Source organism: Pseudomonas sp. TSRC2-2 (assembly GCF_049897785.1).
GTDB lineage: Bacteria > Pseudomonadota > Gammaproteobacteria > Pseudomonadales > Pseudomonadaceae > Aquipseudomonas.
The window spans coordinates 1-14,396 of record NZ_JAFCWZ010000002.1 but is presented as its reverse complement, the minus strand read 5'-3'; the positions used below and the strand labels follow the sequence as shown (position 1 = coordinate 14,396).

At 59.3% G+C, this 14,396-nt stretch carries 13 protein-coding genes and 4 tRNA genes; 12 read left to right on the top strand and 5 right to left on the bottom strand.

The window, feature by feature from the left end:
• Nucleotides 1-5 precede the first annotated feature (5 nt).
• Together ACP7D9_RS03050 and ACP7D9_RS03045 are read left to right on the top strand one after the other, a co-directional pair.
• The gene (locus tag ACP7D9_RS03050; RefSeq protein WP_426155617.1) at nt 6-1,157 is read left to right on the top strand and encodes a TDT family transporter; all 1,152 of its coding nucleotides are present in this window, start codon (nt 6-8) and stop codon (nt 1,155-1,157) included.
• 97 nt (nt 1,158-1,254) lie between these two features.
• Entirely contained in the window at nt 1,255-3,126 is a 1,872-nt protein-coding gene (locus ACP7D9_RS03045) for an MFS transporter (RefSeq protein ID WP_101158726.1), read from the top strand.
• A 114-nt stretch (nt 3,127-3,240) separates the two neighbouring features.
• Here ACP7D9_RS03045 and sugE read toward each other — a convergent pair whose 3' ends face one another.
• From sugE to rdgC, 3 genes are all read right to left on the bottom strand, one after another.
• Nucleotides 3,241-3,555, bottom strand: coding sequence for a quaternary ammonium compound efflux SMR transporter SugE (sugE, locus tag ACP7D9_RS03040; RefSeq protein ID WP_024012188.1), 315 nt, complete (start codon nt 3,553-3,555; stop codon nt 3,241-3,243).
• 119 nt (nt 3,556-3,674) lie between these two features.
• Nucleotides 3,675-4,640, bottom strand: a complete 966-nt coding sequence (locus ACP7D9_RS03035; protein ID WP_041479525.1) for a bile acid:sodium symporter family protein — start codon at nt 4,638-4,640, stop codon at nt 3,675-3,677.
• 150 nt (nt 4,641-4,790) lie between these two features.
• Complete coding sequence (gene rdgC / locus ACP7D9_RS03030) at nt 4,791-5,711, bottom strand: recombination-associated protein RdgC (protein WP_024012190.1); 921 nt, start codon at nt 5,709-5,711, stop codon at nt 4,791-4,793.
• A gap of 159 nt (nt 5,712-5,870) precedes the next feature.
• Between rdgC and ACP7D9_RS03025 the strand changes: the two genes are divergently transcribed.
• The 4 genes from ACP7D9_RS03025 (at nt 5,871) to ACP7D9_RS03010 (ending at nt 6,405) form a co-directional block, all read left to right on the top strand.
• Nucleotides 5,871-5,946 (top strand) — tRNA-Val (locus ACP7D9_RS03025).
• A gap of 19 nt (nt 5,947-5,965) precedes the next feature.
• Nucleotides 5,966-6,042: transfer RNA gene (locus ACP7D9_RS03020), tRNA-Asp, on the top strand.
• Between the two features lie 190 nt (nt 6,043-6,232).
• A tRNA-Val gene (locus tag ACP7D9_RS03015) sits at nt 6,233-6,308 on the top strand.
• 20 nt (nt 6,309-6,328) lie between these two features.
• Nucleotides 6,329-6,405, top strand: a tRNA-Asp gene (locus tag ACP7D9_RS03010).
• Between the two features lie 89 nt (nt 6,406-6,494).
• Here the strand turns inward: ACP7D9_RS03010 and ACP7D9_RS03005 are convergent.
• Both ACP7D9_RS03005 and ACP7D9_RS03000 read right to left on the bottom strand, forming a co-directional pair.
• Nucleotides 6,495-7,664 (bottom strand): catalase family protein, encoded by a 1,170-nt coding sequence (locus ACP7D9_RS03005; RefSeq protein ID WP_426155614.1) that lies wholly within the window; start codon nt 7,662-7,664, stop codon nt 6,495-6,497.
• Nucleotides 7,661-9,472: a di-heme-cytochrome C peroxidase gene (locus tag ACP7D9_RS03000; protein ID WP_426155612.1), complete on the bottom strand. Its 1,812-nt coding sequence runs from the start codon at nt 9,470-9,472 to the stop codon at nt 7,661-7,663. The genes ACP7D9_RS03005 and ACP7D9_RS03000 overlap by 4 nt, the downstream gene beginning before the upstream one ends.
• Nucleotides 9,473-9,741: 269 nt before the next feature.
• On the opposite strand from ACP7D9_RS03000, the gene ACP7D9_RS02995 reads away from it, so the two are divergent.
• The 6 genes from ACP7D9_RS02995 to ACP7D9_RS02970 all read left to right on the top strand — a co-directional run.
• Nucleotides 9,742-10,458 (top strand): FKBP-type peptidyl-prolyl cis-trans isomerase, encoded by a 717-nt coding sequence (locus ACP7D9_RS02995; protein WP_426155610.1) that lies wholly within the window; start codon nt 9,742-9,744, stop codon nt 10,456-10,458.
• Nucleotides 10,459-10,750: 292 nt separating this feature from the next.
• The gene (locus tag ACP7D9_RS02990; RefSeq protein WP_016773733.1) at nt 10,751-11,206 is read left to right on the top strand and encodes a YkvA family protein; all 456 of its coding nucleotides are present in this window, start codon (nt 10,751-10,753) and stop codon (nt 11,204-11,206) included.
• 112 nt (nt 11,207-11,318) lie between these two features.
• Entirely contained in the window at nt 11,319-11,660 is a 342-nt protein-coding gene (locus tag ACP7D9_RS02985) for a helix-turn-helix domain-containing protein (RefSeq protein ID WP_101158731.1), read from the top strand.
• Nucleotides 11,657-12,028 (top strand): hypothetical protein, encoded by a 372-nt coding sequence (locus tag ACP7D9_RS02980; RefSeq protein WP_007898892.1) that lies wholly within the window; start codon nt 11,657-11,659, stop codon nt 12,026-12,028. The genes ACP7D9_RS02985 and ACP7D9_RS02980 overlap by 4 nt, the downstream gene beginning before the upstream one ends.
• On the top strand, nt 12,029-12,436 hold the full coding sequence (locus tag ACP7D9_RS02975; RefSeq protein ID WP_101158732.1) for a sel1 repeat family protein: 408 nt from the start codon (nt 12,029-12,031) through the stop codon (nt 12,434-12,436).
• Between the two features lie 239 nt (nt 12,437-12,675).
• Nucleotides 12,676-14,396: DUF6531 domain-containing protein (locus ACP7D9_RS02970; RefSeq protein WP_426155607.1), on the top strand; the 1,721-nt coding region annotated here is incomplete at its 3' end.

The window sequence follows — 14,396 nt, the reverse complement described above, 5'->3', positions numbered from 1 at the left end:
TCATGATGATCTGCCCCAATAGCGTTACCCCCGGCTACAAACCTTTCAGCCATCTTCAGCATCCGCGTGAAGTGATTCGTCAGTTCACGCCGAACTGGTTTGCCGCAACCATGGGCACCGGTGTGCTGGCATTGGCGCTGGCGCAATTGCCGCTGGCCATTCCCGGACTCCACGCCGTGGCCGAAGGGCTGTGGCTGTTCAACATTCTTCTGTTCACACTGTTTACTGCTGCCTACGCCTCGCGCTGGATTTTGTTTTTCGAGGAAGCGCGGCGGATTTTCGGCCATTCCACCGTGTCGATGTTCTTCGGCACCATTCCCATGGGCCTGGCGACGATCATCAACGGCTTTCTGCTGTTTGGGCTGCCGCGCTGGGGCGACGGTGTCATTGAGCTCGTAGAAGTGTTGTGGTGGATCGATGTGGCGATGTCGCTGGCCTGTGGCGTGCTGATTCCGTACATGATGTTTACCCGCCAGGAACACAGCATCGATCAGATGACCGCAGTCTGGTTGCTGCCGGTAGTCGCGGCGGAAGTGGCAGCGGCCAGCGGCGCTTTGCTCGCCCCTCACCTGAATGACGCCCATGCGCAACTCATCGTGCTGACCACCAGCTACGTGCTCTGGGCCTTTTCCCTGCCGGTGGCGTTCAGCATTCTGACCATCCTGTTGTTGCGCATGGCGTTGCACAAGCTGCCCCACGAAAACATGGCGGCGTCGAGCTGGCTGGCGCTGGGTCCGATCGGCACCGGCGCGTTGGGCATGTTGCTGTTGGGCGGTGAGGCACCAGCGATTTTTGCCGCGAATGGCCTGCCCGGCGTCGGTGAAATCGCTTCGGGCCTGGGTCTGGTCGCTGGGATCACGCTGTGGGGTTTTGGTCTGTGGTGGATGTTGATGGCACTGTTGATCACCGTACGTTATCTACGCGACGGCATTCCGTTCAACCTCGGCTGGTGGGGCTTCACCTTCCCATTGGGCGTGTATTCGCTGGCGACGCTGAAACTGGCAAGTATCCTCAACCTGACATTTTTCAGTGTGTTCGGTACGGCGCTGGTGTTTCTGTTGGCGGCGATGTGGATGATCGTCGGCAAGCGCACCGTGCAAGGTGCGTGGCGGGGGGAGCTGTTTGTCTCGCCGTGTATTGCAGGTTTGAAGAAATAAACCGCAAAGTTTAGGTAAGGTGTGGCCTGGATCGTGGTGCGCAACTCCAATAACAAGCACCCCAGGCCTCACTACTCAACATCAGGAAACACGGAAGATGAGTCACCCCTCACAGTTCAACCTGTTGCGCACCCGGCGCTTTTTGCCCTTCTTTATTACCCAGTCGCTCGGCGCGTTTAATGACAACGTGTTCAAGCAGTCGTTGATCCTCGCGATTCTCTATCGGCTGACCATCGAAGGCGACCGTTCGATCTGGGTCAACCTCTGCGCATTGCTGTTTATCCTGCCGTTCTTTCTGTTCTCGGCGCTGGCCGGGCAGTTCGGGGAAAAATTCGCCAAGGACGCGCTGATCCGTCTGATCAAACTCGCAGAAATTGCCATCATGGCCGTAGGAGCCGTCGGATTTCTCTTCGATCATTTGTCGCTGATGCTGGTGGCGCTGTTCGCCATGGGCACCCATTCGGCGCTGTTCGGTCCGGTGAAGTACTCAATCCTGCCGCAGGCTTTGCGCGATGACGAACTGGTCGGCGGTAACGGACTGGTGGAAATGGGCACGTTTCTGGCGATTCTCGCCGGGACCATCGGCGCCGGGGTCATGATGTCGTCCGAGCACTACGCGCCGGTAGTCTCTGCAGCAATTGTCGGCATTGCCGTGCTGGGTTATCTGGCCAGCCGCAGCATTCCGCGCGCGGCGGCCTCGTCGCCGCAAATGCGCCTGAACTGGAATATATTCAGCCAATCGTGGGCGACGCTGAAACTCGGTCTGGGCCAGACGCCTGCGGTGTCGCGCTCGATTGTCGGCAACTCATGGTTCTGGTTCGTCGGGGCGATTTATCTGACGCAGATTCCGGCTTACGCCAAGGAATGGATGCACGGCGACGAAACCGTGGTCACGCTGATTCTGACGGTGTTCTCGGTAGGCATCGCCTTGGGTTCGATGCTCTGCGAGAAGCTCTCGGGGCGCAAAGTCGAGATCGGTCTGGTGCCGTTCGGCTCGTTCGGCCTGACCGTGTTTGGCCTGTTGCTGTGGTGGCATTCCGGGGGGATCCCGGACAGCGTCACCGGCCATAGCTGGACCGCCGTGTTGGGCTTCGTTCACACCTGGGCGGTATTGATCGACATTCTTGGCCTGGGCATTTTCGGCGGCTTTTATATTGTGCCGCTGTACGCGCTGATCCAGTCGCGCACGGCTGAAAACGAACGGGCGCGGGTGATTGCCGCCAATAACATTCTCAACGCGCTGTTTATGGTGGTGTCGGCGATCGTTTCGATCGTTTTGTTGAGCGTCGCCAAACTGTCGATCCCGCAATTGTTCCTGGTGGTTTCGCTGCTGAACATTGGCGTCAATGCCTACATCTTCAAAATCGTTCCGGAATTCAGCATGCGCTTCATGATCTGGCTGCTCAGCCATTCCATGTACCGCGTCGAGCATCGCAACCTCGAAGCAATTCCGGAAGAGGGCGCTGCGCTGCTGGTGTGCAACCACGTGTCGTTCGTTGACGCCTTGCTGATCGGCGGCGCGGTGCGTAGGCCGATTCGCTTTGTCATGTACTACAAGATCTACAACCTGCCGGTGCTGAACTTTATCTTCCGCACGGCCGGCGCGATTCCTATCGCCGGACGCCAGGAAGATATCCAGATCTACGAAAAAGCCTTCACGCGCATTGCCCAATATCTGAAGGACGGCGAATTGGTGTGCATCTTCCCGGAAGGCAAATTGACCGCCGATGGCGAGATCAATGAGTTTCGCGGCGGCGTGACACGGATTCTGGAGGAGACGCCGGTGCCGGTGATTCCGCTGGCGTTGCAGGGGCTGTGGGGGAGTTTCTTCAGTCGCGATCCGAACAAGGGCTTGTTCCACCGCTTGTGGTCGCGGGTAACGCTGGTGGCCGGGCCGGCTGTGACCGAAGGGACGGAGCCGGCGAAGTTGCAGGGGTTGGTGGGGGAATTGCGCGGGTGCGTTAGATAAGCGGCGATTTCAAGGGCCTCTTCGCGAGCAGGCCCGCTCCCACAGTTGACCGTATTCCAGTGACGGAGCGCGGATGAATGTGGGAGCGGGCCTGCTCGCGAAGACGGTAGTGGCTTAAGCGCTGACCTTGAGCCCGATCAACCCTGTAACGATCAACGCCACACTGACCAGCCGAATCAATGCCATCGACTCGCCAAACAGAATGATCCCGGCGATCACCGTTCCGACCGCACCGACACCGGTCCAGATCGCATACGCCGTGCCCAATGGCAACTCCTTCATCGCCAGGCCCAGCAAACCCAGGCTGATGGCCATGGCGGCAACGGTCAGGGCGGTGGGGAGCGGGCGGGTGAAGCCGTCTGTGTATTTCAGGCCGACGGCCCAGCCGACTTCGAACAGGCCGGCGCAAAACAGAATGATCCAGGACATGCATAACCTCCATCGATTGACGGGGTCGTCCCCAGATTAATGACTCGATCGAGCCGCAGGGTCGTCCCCGCGTTGCGCAATATACTGACGAGCATTAACCCGGGGATCAAGTTTCCAGCTCAGTCTGCTGCCCGTTGCGCGAGGTTGTCGCGGTCTTCCTTTTCGCTCATGCGGCGGAAGTACGTCGACAGCAGCGCCCCGGAAATGTTGTGCCAGACGCTGAACAGTGCGCTCGGCACCGCCGCCAGCGGCGAGAAATGTGCACTGGCGAGTGCGGCGCCCAGTCCCGAATTCTGCATGCCGACTTCCAGTGCCAGCGACTTGCGCTGAGCCAGCGGCAGGCCGAACAGGCGCCCGGTAAAGTAGCCAAGCAGATAGCCGAAGCTGTTGTGCAGCATGACCACGGCCATGATCAGCAGGCCGGACTCGGCGATTTTCGCCTGACTCGCGGCCACGACGGCGGTGACGATGATCACGATGCTGACCACTGACACCAACGGCAATACATCTACCGCATGCCGCACCTTGTCGCCGAGCAGGCGCTGCGCGACCACGCCCAGAACGATCGGCAGCAATACCACCTGCAGGATCGACCAGAACAGCTCCATGAACGATACCGGCAACCACGCCGAGGCCAGCAGCCAGATGAGCGCCGGGGTCAGCAGCGGAGCGAGGAGGGTAGTAACTGCGGCAATCGCCACGGAAAGCGCCAGATCACCGCGCGCCAACCAGGTCATTACGTTCGATGAAGTGCCACTTGGGCAACAGCCGACCAGAATCACGCCGACGGCGATCTCCGGCGGCAGATGGAATACCTGGCAGAGCAACCACGCCACACCGGGCATGATCACGAAATGCGCAACCACCCCCAGCGCCACTCGCCAGGGATGGCGAGCGACGGCAGCGAAGTCGTCGAGCTTGAGGGTAAGCCCCATGCCGAACATCACCAGGCCCAGCAGCGGCACGATCGCGCTTTTCAGGCCGATGAACCATGCCGGTTGCAGGAAAGCCACGACGGCAAATATCAGAACCCAGTAAGCGAAGGTATTGCCGACAAAGCGGCTGAGTGCAGCCAGAGCGCGCATGTCTTGATCCTTGTTATGTGAAAGCGTTAGGAAGCTAAGCATACGTCGCCAACAAAAAGATCGCAGCCTTCGGCAGCGCCTACAGGAAAACTCGTCTCATGCAGGAGCTGCCGAAGGCTGCGATCTTTTAAGCTTTCACACGAAAACGGATCAGATCCCCTGCGGCATCTCTTCCCCACCCAGCGCTTCCACCAGTGCCGGCAGGAAGTCGCCGAAGGTCAGCATCATCAGGGTGAAACTGGCATCCAGCTGACCCAACGCTTCATCGCCACCGTCCTGTTCGGCCTGATCTTGCAGCAGATCCTCGAACTTCAGGCGCTTGACGGTCATCTTGTCGTCGAGCATGAACGACAACTTGTCCTGCCAGGCCAGCGACAACTGCGTGACGACTTTGCCGGTGCTCAGATGCAGCTGGATTTCCTCACTGGTCAGGTCCTGACGCTTGCAACGGACGATGCCGCCGTCTTCGTGGGTGTCGCGCAGTTCGCACTCGTCCAGTACATAGAAATCGTCGGCGGCTTTCTGCGTGGTGACCCACTCGGTCATCACGGCGGTCGGTGCCATTTTCACAGTCAATGGACGCACGGGCAGGGTGCCGATCACTTCGCGCAGGGTCGAGAGCAAGTCCTCGGCGCGCTTCGGGCTGGCCGAGTTGACCAGGATCAGGCCCTGTTTCGGCGCGATGGCAGCAAAGGTCGACGAGCGACGAATGAACGCGCGCGGCAGGAAGGCCTGGATGATTTCATCCTTGATCTGATCGCGTTCCTTCTTATAGACCTTGCGCATCTGCTCGGCTTCGATCTCTTCGACCTTTTCCTTGACCGCGTCACGCACTACGCTGCCAGGCAGAATGCGTTCTTCTTTGCGCGCAGAGATCAGCAGGAAATCGCCACTGACGTGTACAAGCGGCGCATCTTCGCCCTTACCGAAGGGTGCGACGAAACCGTAAGTGGTCAACTCCTGGCTTGCACATGGACGCGCCAGTTTGGTGGCCAGTGCAGTCTCCAGCGCCTCGGCATCGACAGGCAGGTCTTGGGTCAGGCGATAGATCAGCAGGTTCTTGAACCACATGGGGTGAGTCACTCCTATATACAAAGGGGGGCATTATTGTCTTCGCCGGGGCATAGGCCAACCCTTCTCTAAGCCTTTGGAAGGCCTCGGAAAATTATTTAAAAAAGTGCTTGCCAGAGGTTGGGGTGCTCCGTAGAATGCGCGCCACACCGAAGCGAAGGGTGATTAGCTCAGCTGGGAGAGCGTCTGCCTTACAAGCAGAATGTCGGCGGTTCGATCCCGTCATCACCCACCATTCGTTTCAAGTGTTTAGCGCAGCGGTAGTTCAGTCGGTTAGAATACCGGCCTGTCACGCCGGGGGTCGCGGGTTCGAGTCCCGTCCGCTGCGCCATATTCGGTAACCTGGACCACTGAACGCCAGGTCGCCACGGAAAAACCCGCTGAAGCGGGTTTTTTTCTGCCTCAAAGTTGTACCCGCGGGACGTAATGGTTTCATCGGTTTCAGATTTTTTTGAAAAATATTCAATTAAATCAACATCTTATGAAAACTTGTGGCATAATGCGTCCCGTAACGAAGCGAAGGGTGATTAGCTCAGCTGGGAGAGCGTCTGCCTTACAAGCAGAATGTCGGCGGTTCGATCCCGTCATCACCCACCATTCGTTTTCAAGCGTTTCGCGCAGCGGTAGTTCAGTCGGTTAGAATACCGGCCTGTCACGCCGGGGGTCGCGGGTTCGAGTCCCGTCCGCTGCGCCATCTTCGGTATCTGGAACTGAACACCAGACACCACGCAAAGCCCGCCTTGTGCGGGCTTTTTGCTGTCTGCGATTTATAAAATCTCCGCGCTACTGCGCCGCATTACGGGCATGCCGATAATCGCTCACCGCCTCGTACACCGCTTTGCGCAAGCGATTGATCCCGCCAATTGGCCGATGCGCCTCGATGCCGAACCACGGATTGAACGACAGGTTGTCGCATTGCAGATTCAGCGCTGGCGTGTCGAAGTCCTGAGCCGGCAAAGTGATCCGCGCCACCGTTAAAAACGGCGCATCCTGCTCGCTCCACTCAATGCTGGTGTCTTCGATCGGCATGTACTTGTTCGCATCCTGGCGCTGGATCTGCAAGACGAAACACGCTGGCATCCGATCCGTCGATAACTGCTGATTCAGTGCACTGCGCAGGAAATTCGGCAGGTCGTGATTCTGTTTTGGCAAGGTGTAAGCCGGGCAACGACCCGTATCCGGCACAACGCGGAACTTCGCATTGGCCTCACCGAATTTGTAAGGCGATACCGAAAAGTACGTGGTCTCGGTCGGGCTGTCCGGCGGTGGAGACAGAGTGGCCAAGGCGATAAACAGATGGCGTACCTGCCAGGTGCGCGGATCCCAGGTGGGAAAAAACGCCATGACCTTCTTGCCGTCAGCCTGCGCCGCCACATTCTGACGGTACTCGGCGACATCACTTACAAAGAAGTTCGGATGGCTGAACATCACGAAGTCCTGTTCACGCCGGTCACCGCTGTCACGGAGCAATTGCGTTCCCGGCACGTCAAGAAGCTTGATCGCCATCCCGCGCGCGTCGCGAATGCTGTCGAATTGTGGATAGGCATTGCCGTTGGACAACCGGATCAGCGCTTGCCAGGTCTTGCCCGGCTCGCTGAACACACCTTGTCGCAGCGACTGCGCCAGTTCCGGTAACACTTGCACTTGCGCCTTCACGCAGCCATGCGCCTTGGCGTGGGCATCTCGCAGATAACGCGTGGGTTCACGGTGCTGGTCGACGATACGCACTGCGGTTTGAATGATGTCCTGGGTCATCGCCGTTTCGCCTGCTGGCGTCTGTTCCTGCGCCGACACCGGCCCCCGATGCTGCCAGGCGAACCACGCGGCGGCGACGGCCCACCCGAGCAGGCCGATGATTAGCAGCGTCAGCAGCGTCTTGCCGAGCAAACGCCCCAGCCACAGCCAAAAGCGCGTCAATGGCGGCAGTTCCTTCCTGAAAGTCGGCATGATCATGGCAACTGCGCCTCCAGTGGTCCGCCCAATACTTTCAGGTATTCGAGCAGCGCCCAGCGCTCCTCGGGTTGCAGGAGGCGGCCGATCACTCCGTTGCCGCGTGCGCCGGCGCGAAATTCGTGGCCGCTGTTGTGGTTGCCGCTGATGTGCGTGTCGAACAGAAAACCGTTAGTGAAAGGTTCGGTGCGATATCCGAGGTGCCGGGGGTCGTATTCGACCGTGCCTTTATAGAAGGTCGTCGCGCGTTCATCCTGCGGTGACAGCAACTGATAGATGCTCGGCACCGAGCCGTTGTGCAGAAACGGCGCAGTCGCCCACACACCAGCCAGCGGTCGAGCCTTGTAAGCGACTTTTTCGCGTACGCCGATCGGCAGGCCGAACCCGTCCATGCGCGGTTTTTCTTCTGGCGTGATCTGCGCTTGGCGATAGGCACGGTTTTCCACGAACGCAGTGACGTAAGCCAAGCCCTTGGCCACCGACAGTTGGCTCAAATCGAGCGGCACTTCGGATTCGGGATGCAGCTTGACGTCCATCTTCTCCAGCTCTTTGACATCCCATTGCAGCGCGCTCAGGTCGAAACGGTGGCTGGCGATGTTGTTGGCCGCGTTCGGATCGGTGCCGATCACGTCCACGGGCAGCATGTGCAAGTGCTGCACCCAGCGTTCACCCTCCCAGGATTGGCGCGGGACGTGGCAGCCGGCGCAGTTTTCGACGAACAGCGCGCGGCCCTTGGCGGCCAACGGCTTGTCGATCGCACCGAGCAGATTTTCCGGCCATGTTGGTGGCTTGAGCTGTTGCAAGATTTGTTCAATGGTGTGCAGATCGCGCACGCGCACGCTGGAAGGGTAGCGCTCGGCGCCTTGCAGCGGCTGACCGTTGCCGTCGAAGAAATTCAGCGTGGCACCGACGCCCAGCGCTTCGCCGATATTGCGCGCCATCGGCTGCTGTGCCGAGCCATTCCACTGCACCCATTCGAACGTCCACATGTCCCATAGCTGCGGATAATCCACCGGGGCATCGGCCACGCGGTAGTTGGCAGGGGAAATCGCGTCACCGAAGGTGGCGTTGGCAATTCGGCCGAACGCATCGGTGCGTCCCGGGCCTTCCTCGGTCGGATAGAGGCCGCGATGGGTGTCGTTCCAGGCGACTTTGACGAAAGTGTTCAGCGAGGTTTTGAAGTCTTTGCGCAGTTGTGCGTGGCGCGCGTCGTACTCGTCGGCGAGAACTCGACGGGCGAAGCGCTCGAATTTCCAAGGGTTGTAATAAGTCGATACCAAACTGGCGACCAAGGCCTGTCCGAAACTGCCTCCGCGCAATGTCGGAACGCTGGACGGCAATACATGTTGCGCGGTGCCGCCATCGATGCGCACGGCCTGACCTTTAAAACGCAATTCGCCGGTGTGGCAAGCGGCGCAGGTGATATCCAGAAAGTGCTCGGAGGCGTTGCCTGGATTCTGGTGGCGGGCAAAACCTACCGGGAGATTGCCGGGGTTGTTCGCGCTGGCTTGCTGTAGCGGATCGACCAGGAAGCCGAAACGGGCGAGGTACTCAGGTGAGGCGAAGCGCTGCTCGGAGAAAGGCAATTCCAAGGCCTGGAACCACTCGTAACGCAGGCCTTTGACTTGCGTACCTTGCGGCGTGAAATAGTAGGTCTGCCGTTGCTGCTCGCTCCACTGATTTAGGTAAAGCACCTGTTGGGGCGGCGTGTAGAAGGGCAACTTAGGATTGGCGACGTAATAGACGATCACCGCAACGGCGATGACCGCCAGCACGATCACCAGACTGATAACGCGGGATAAGAGGCGCAAGTTAAACATCCTTGTCGAATTGTTGCGCTGTTATGCCTGAGCGGCGCTGGCTGGGCAAGTGGCCATTACGCCAGGCGCTGGGGCAAGCGCCAATGATGCTTGTCGTCCATGGATGACAGAAGCTTCATCCAGCCGTTGCCTAAATGCGTTTTAATCCCTGAACTTATCGGAAGATTCCTGCTCTCATGCCGGTAGCCATTGGTCGTGGCGGCCTGATAAGCTCGCGGCTTTACTCGATTGCCCATTCGGCGCATGAACAAGGAAATAGCATGAAACAGCATCGGTTGGCGGCGGCGGTAGCCCTGGTTAGCCTGGTACTCGCGGGTTGTGACTCGCAGACCAGCGTAGAGCTGAAAACCCCGGCGCAAAAAGCTTCCTACGGCATCGGCCTGAACATGGGCAAAAGCCTTGCCCAGGAAGGCATGGATGATCTGGACTCCAAAGCGGTAGCCCAGGGCATCGAAGATGCCGTTGGCAAGAAAGAACAGAAGCTGAAAGATGAAGAGCTGGTCGAAGCCTTCGCCTCGCTGCAAAAGCGTGCTGAAGAGCGCATGGCCAAGATGAGTGAAGAGTCGGCAGCCGCTGGCAAGAAATTCCTCGAAGAAAAAGGCAAGAAGGCGGGAGTAACCACTACCGCGTCCGGCCTGCAGTACGAAGTAGTGAAGAAGGCCGATGGCGCCCAGCCCAAGCCGACCGACGTCGTTACTGTTCACTACACCGGCAAGCTGACTAACGGCACCGTATTCGACAGCTCCGTGGAGCGCGGCAGCCCGATCGATCTGCCCGTCAGCGGCGTGATTCCGGGTTGGGTTGAAGGTCTGCAACTGATGCACGTTGGTGAGAAGTACAAACTGTACATCCCTAGCGATTTGGCGTACGGCGCTCAGTCGCCAAGCCCGGCGATCCCGGCCAATTCGGTTCTGGTTTTTGACCTGGAGCTGCTGGCCATCAAGGATCCAGCCAAAGAAGACGCCGCAGCCAAGTAACACGCAGCGGCTCGAAAACAACGCCTCGCTTATGCGGGGCGTTGTTGCATCTGGAGGTTGGCAAGGGTAAACAGAGCGAACTGACGCCGTTCAACACAGTCATAGCTTTGAGGCCGCCCGCGCTAGACGCCCTGAGCCGCCAAGTCAATGAAATATTGGGCTTTTTTATGTGAGTAAAAAACGCCCGATCTGAGCGCAGCCCTTATGAAACGGGGCTCTCAGCGCTGAAATGCAGCTCTGTTCACAAGGTTATCCACAATTTGTGTGGATAACATTTCAACGGGAAGAATAGATGAAAGCTCCGTGGAATTTCGCTCGATTCCTGCCCTTGGCCGGTCGCCTTCTGGCCCGTGGACGGCTGCCTACTTTGCTGTTTGCCGTGGCCAGCAAAGGCGCCGCGCAAGGCAATCGTCTCGGCAAACTCAAAGATGATTTGCGCTTGCTGCAGTCGCTGTGCCTGGCCTACTGGCGCGGCGAATACCGGGCGATCAGTGCCAAGTCGCTGATCTCGGTGGTGGCCGGGCTGATGTATTTCCTCAGCCCTGTGGATGCGATTCCTGACTTCATCCCGATGTTCGGCATGCTCGATGACATCGCGGTCCTCGCCTGGCTGATGAAAACCCTCGACGACGAGCTCAACGCCTTCCGCCTGTGGCGCAAGCGCCAGCAACCGGAGAAGCTGGCGGTGGTCGAACGCCTGCCCGATACCCCCGAGCAGCTGCAACTGCAGGGCCCGAAAAAGCCTTGACCGATAAAGACTGCCTGTAGATAGATACCCCCCGCGACCTTGGCCGCTGTTAGGATTACACTTCTAGGGAAAAGTGCCGACTCGCTAAGTGTTGTTGTCCTACGGGGTAGTCATGGATATTCAGATAATTGCACGCGATGGCGAACCCGAATACGCGGTTCTGCCGTGGGCTCAATATCAGGCTCTACTGAAAGCAGCAGGGATCAACGCAACACCGGCGCAGCAGCCTGCAGCGCCGCTCGCCGCCGCACCGGAGCCGATTCTTCCGGGTCTGGATCAATTACGCAGTTTGCGCGAAGGGAAGGGCATCGCCATCGAGGCGCTCGCCCGCACGGTAGGCATCAGCCCGTCTTATCTGGCCATGATCGAAAGTGGTGAGCGTCAGCCCGACGCCGCGATTCGCCGCAGCCTGGCCTGGGAACTGACGGTGCCAGGTTGGAGGGACGAATCGTGAGCGTACGCATCAGCCGTCAACATTGGGATGGATTGCTGGGGGAACTGGACCAGGCGCGCCGTCAGCGCCATCTTCTGACCTATCGAGCCTTGCTTGAGCGTTTGCAGCTGCCGACGCCGGCGATGCAGACGCTGACGGCTGCGCTTGAGCATCTGGCCGCACTGGATGCGAGAGCCGAGCAGCCGTTGCGCAGTTCGCTGGTCATCAGTCAGGGCGCCAGCCGTTTGCCGCGTACCGGTTTTTTTGAATGTGTCGAGCGCCTGGGGCGCTTTTCCGGGCCGTCGGATGGCGTCGCGGCGGCGTCCTGGCATGCGTCGGAAGTGGTGCGCGTCTTCGAGTACGAGTACCCGGAATCGGCGGAGGCCTGAGTGTTTCTGCGCCTCAAGGCGCGGGCCGGCTACTGGCTGGCCCGCAGGTTGTTTCATTGGTCGTGGTTCGTCCGCCAGCCGCGTGGTTGGCGCTGGCTCGAAGGCCAGTTTGCGCGCATGGCCAACCTCGGCGATGTCGGTGCGCAAAGCTTTTATGGACACATCCTGGCCTTTCGTGGCGTTGGGCTGGGCGCACGTGAAGAAGGCGTGCGTTTACTGCGTCTGGCCGCGTTGGCCGGCGACGGTAAAGCGGCCTATCAAGTCGGCGTGATCAGCCTCGCCGGTACGCCGAGCAAAGCGCCGGATACCGCTGAAGCCGCTCGTTGGTGGAGCATGGCTGCCAAGGCCGGTCACCCGTTGGCCGAGCTGAAGCTGCAACAGCTGAAGGCTGGTGATTCAACGCATTAATTGCATGTATGGCTTTTAAATTAAACGCGGCGTGAGGTTTCCTCACGCCGCGTTTGCGTTTCTGTCTGTATTTTTTTCGGCGGATGTTGGGTTGCAGATTATTCCTACATCCTTTGCCTACTCGCCTGACTTCTTTCTTATTTGATCCCCCGCACAGTTCCCGCGACTCATTTCTTGCGCGAGGGACCGCTCATGTTTCAGCCCGTTTTTCAGCTCATCTTGTCTGCCCGCGTGTGTTGATGGAAGCCATCGCTCGCATCGAGCAGGAGCTCGACAGCTTTCCGCAAACACTCAATCTCTACCGCAAACAGCTCGATCACTGGATCAGTCGCGCAGCCGACCAGGTCAGCGACGCGGCGGACCTGTCGTCGCTGGTGGGCATGGAGCGGATCATCCGCTTCGGCGACCGCAGTACGGCGGTCAGCAGCAGCGACGAAGAATTTTCCTCCAGCGTCGTGCAGTGCCAGCAGGGCGGGCTGATGCAGATCGAGAGCAAATTCGAGTCTGTCTACGATATTCCGCTGGGCAACATTTCCGTCGATGTGGTCGACGTGGATAGCGGCAAGACCAGCCCGGTCACCCTTGATCAGCAGGGCAGGGGTGAATTCAGAGGCGAAGAGGGCAAGTTCTACCGCGTTCTGGTGCACAGCGCTGTCACCCCCAATCAAGTCGAGAAGCTGTTCCAATCCTACGACGGTTTGACCGGCAAACTGGAAGGCTGGCTGCGTAGCGAATGGCAGGACTTTAAGCCGCAGTGGTCACAGTCGGTGGCCACTGCGGCCAGCAACGGCATGCTCGCCGGCAGTTGGGCAGCCATCGAGGGGGTATGGGACAGCCTCGGTCTGCTGTCGGAAATTCTCCAGGACCCTGGCAAATTTGCCCAGCGTCTGGGCAGCGGCGCAGCTGACCTGATGGAGCTGGCACAGATCGCGCCGGATCTCATGGAAAAGCTGCAGTTGCTGGTCAGTGACGAGGCGGCGATGTGTTTGCTGCTACGGTCGGCGAGCCTGTGGCTGGACATGCTGCCGCCCAGCGAGATTGCCGGCAGGTCCGCTGAAGTGGCGTCGATGATGATCGTGCAATTGATCATCGATGTGCTGATCAGCGTGGTGCTGACCTTTGTCGGAGCGGGTGCGGGGATCGCTTATCTGACGCTGCGTCTGGCTGACCGAGCAGCGCAGTTGTTTAACGTCGCCAAGCGTCTGGTCAAGGCGCTGTTTGGCATCGTCAGCACATTTATTGAATACGTCGACCACTACAAAGCCGTTGCCGCGCGGGGCATCGCCGCCGGGGTGAAAAACGGCCGGATGCAATTGCGTTGGAGCGCTAAGCGCAACGCTTTGTTGAAGAAAGATGAGCCCCACGACGACGTCCCCGACCAGTCAAAAAACCCCAACGGCGACCCCGCCGACTGCGTACCCAAAACTTGCAAAAACGGCTGTCCGGTGTCGATGGTCACCGGCGAAGAACTGCTGACGCTCACCGATGCGGTGCTCGACGGCGTGTTGCCCTTTGAGTTCACCCGCTTGTATCGCAGCAGTGCCGTCGAAATCGACATCGGCCTGGGTTTCGGCTGGAGCCATACGCTGGCGCATCGGCTCGCCTTCGACGGCGATGGCGTGATCTGGATCGACCACGAGAACCGCCGCACGCGTTTTCCCCTGCCCAATGTCGCGCGTCCGGCGATCCACAACAGCCTGTCGCGGGCGGCGATTTTTCTCGGCGATGAGCCGGAAGAACTGATTCTCGCGCTGGCCGGGGAAAATGCGCGGTTCTATCACTTTCGCGCCGGCCGGCTGACGGCGATCAGCGACGTCTACGGCAATCGTCTGACACTGCAGCGCGATCGCTCCGACCGCATTCAGCGTCTGGACAACGGCGCCGGGCGCGCGCTGCTGTTGCGTTATGACCGTGCGCAACTGGTGGCGGTCGATTACCAGGTCTTCGTCCGGGGCGAGTG

What these genes read in the sequence shown, in the direction of transcription:
- ACP7D9_RS03050 (WP_426155617.1), top strand. Translation starts at nt 6, where the DNA reads ATGATCTGCCCCAATAGCGTTACCCCCGGCTACAAACCTTTCAGCCAT.
- ACP7D9_RS03045 (WP_101158726.1), top strand. Translation starts at nt 1,255, where the DNA reads ATGAGTCACCCCTCACAGTTCAACCTGTTGCGCACCCGGCGCTTTTTG.
- sugE (WP_024012188.1), bottom strand. Translation starts at nt 3,555, where the DNA reads ATGTCCTGGATCATTCTGTTTTGCGCCGGCCTGTTCGAAGTCGGCTGG.
- ACP7D9_RS03035 (WP_041479525.1), bottom strand. Translation starts at nt 4,640, where the DNA reads ATGCGCGCTCTGGCTGCACTCAGCCGCTTTGTCGGCAATACCTTCGCT.
- rdgC (WP_024012190.1), bottom strand. Translation starts at nt 5,711, where the DNA reads ATGTGGTTCAAGAACCTGCTGATCTATCGCCTGACCCAAGACCTGCCT.
- ACP7D9_RS03005 (WP_426155614.1), bottom strand. Translation starts at nt 7,664, where the DNA reads ATGATCATGCCGACTTTCAGGAAGGAACTGCCGCCATTGACGCGCTTT.
- ACP7D9_RS02995 (WP_426155610.1), top strand. Translation starts at nt 9,742, where the DNA reads ATGAAACAGCATCGGTTGGCGGCGGCGGTAGCCCTGGTTAGCCTGGTA.
- ACP7D9_RS02990 (WP_016773733.1), top strand. Translation starts at nt 10,751, where the DNA reads ATGAAAGCTCCGTGGAATTTCGCTCGATTCCTGCCCTTGGCCGGTCGC.
- ACP7D9_RS02985 (WP_101158731.1), top strand. Translation starts at nt 11,319, where the DNA reads ATGGATATTCAGATAATTGCACGCGATGGCGAACCCGAATACGCGGTT.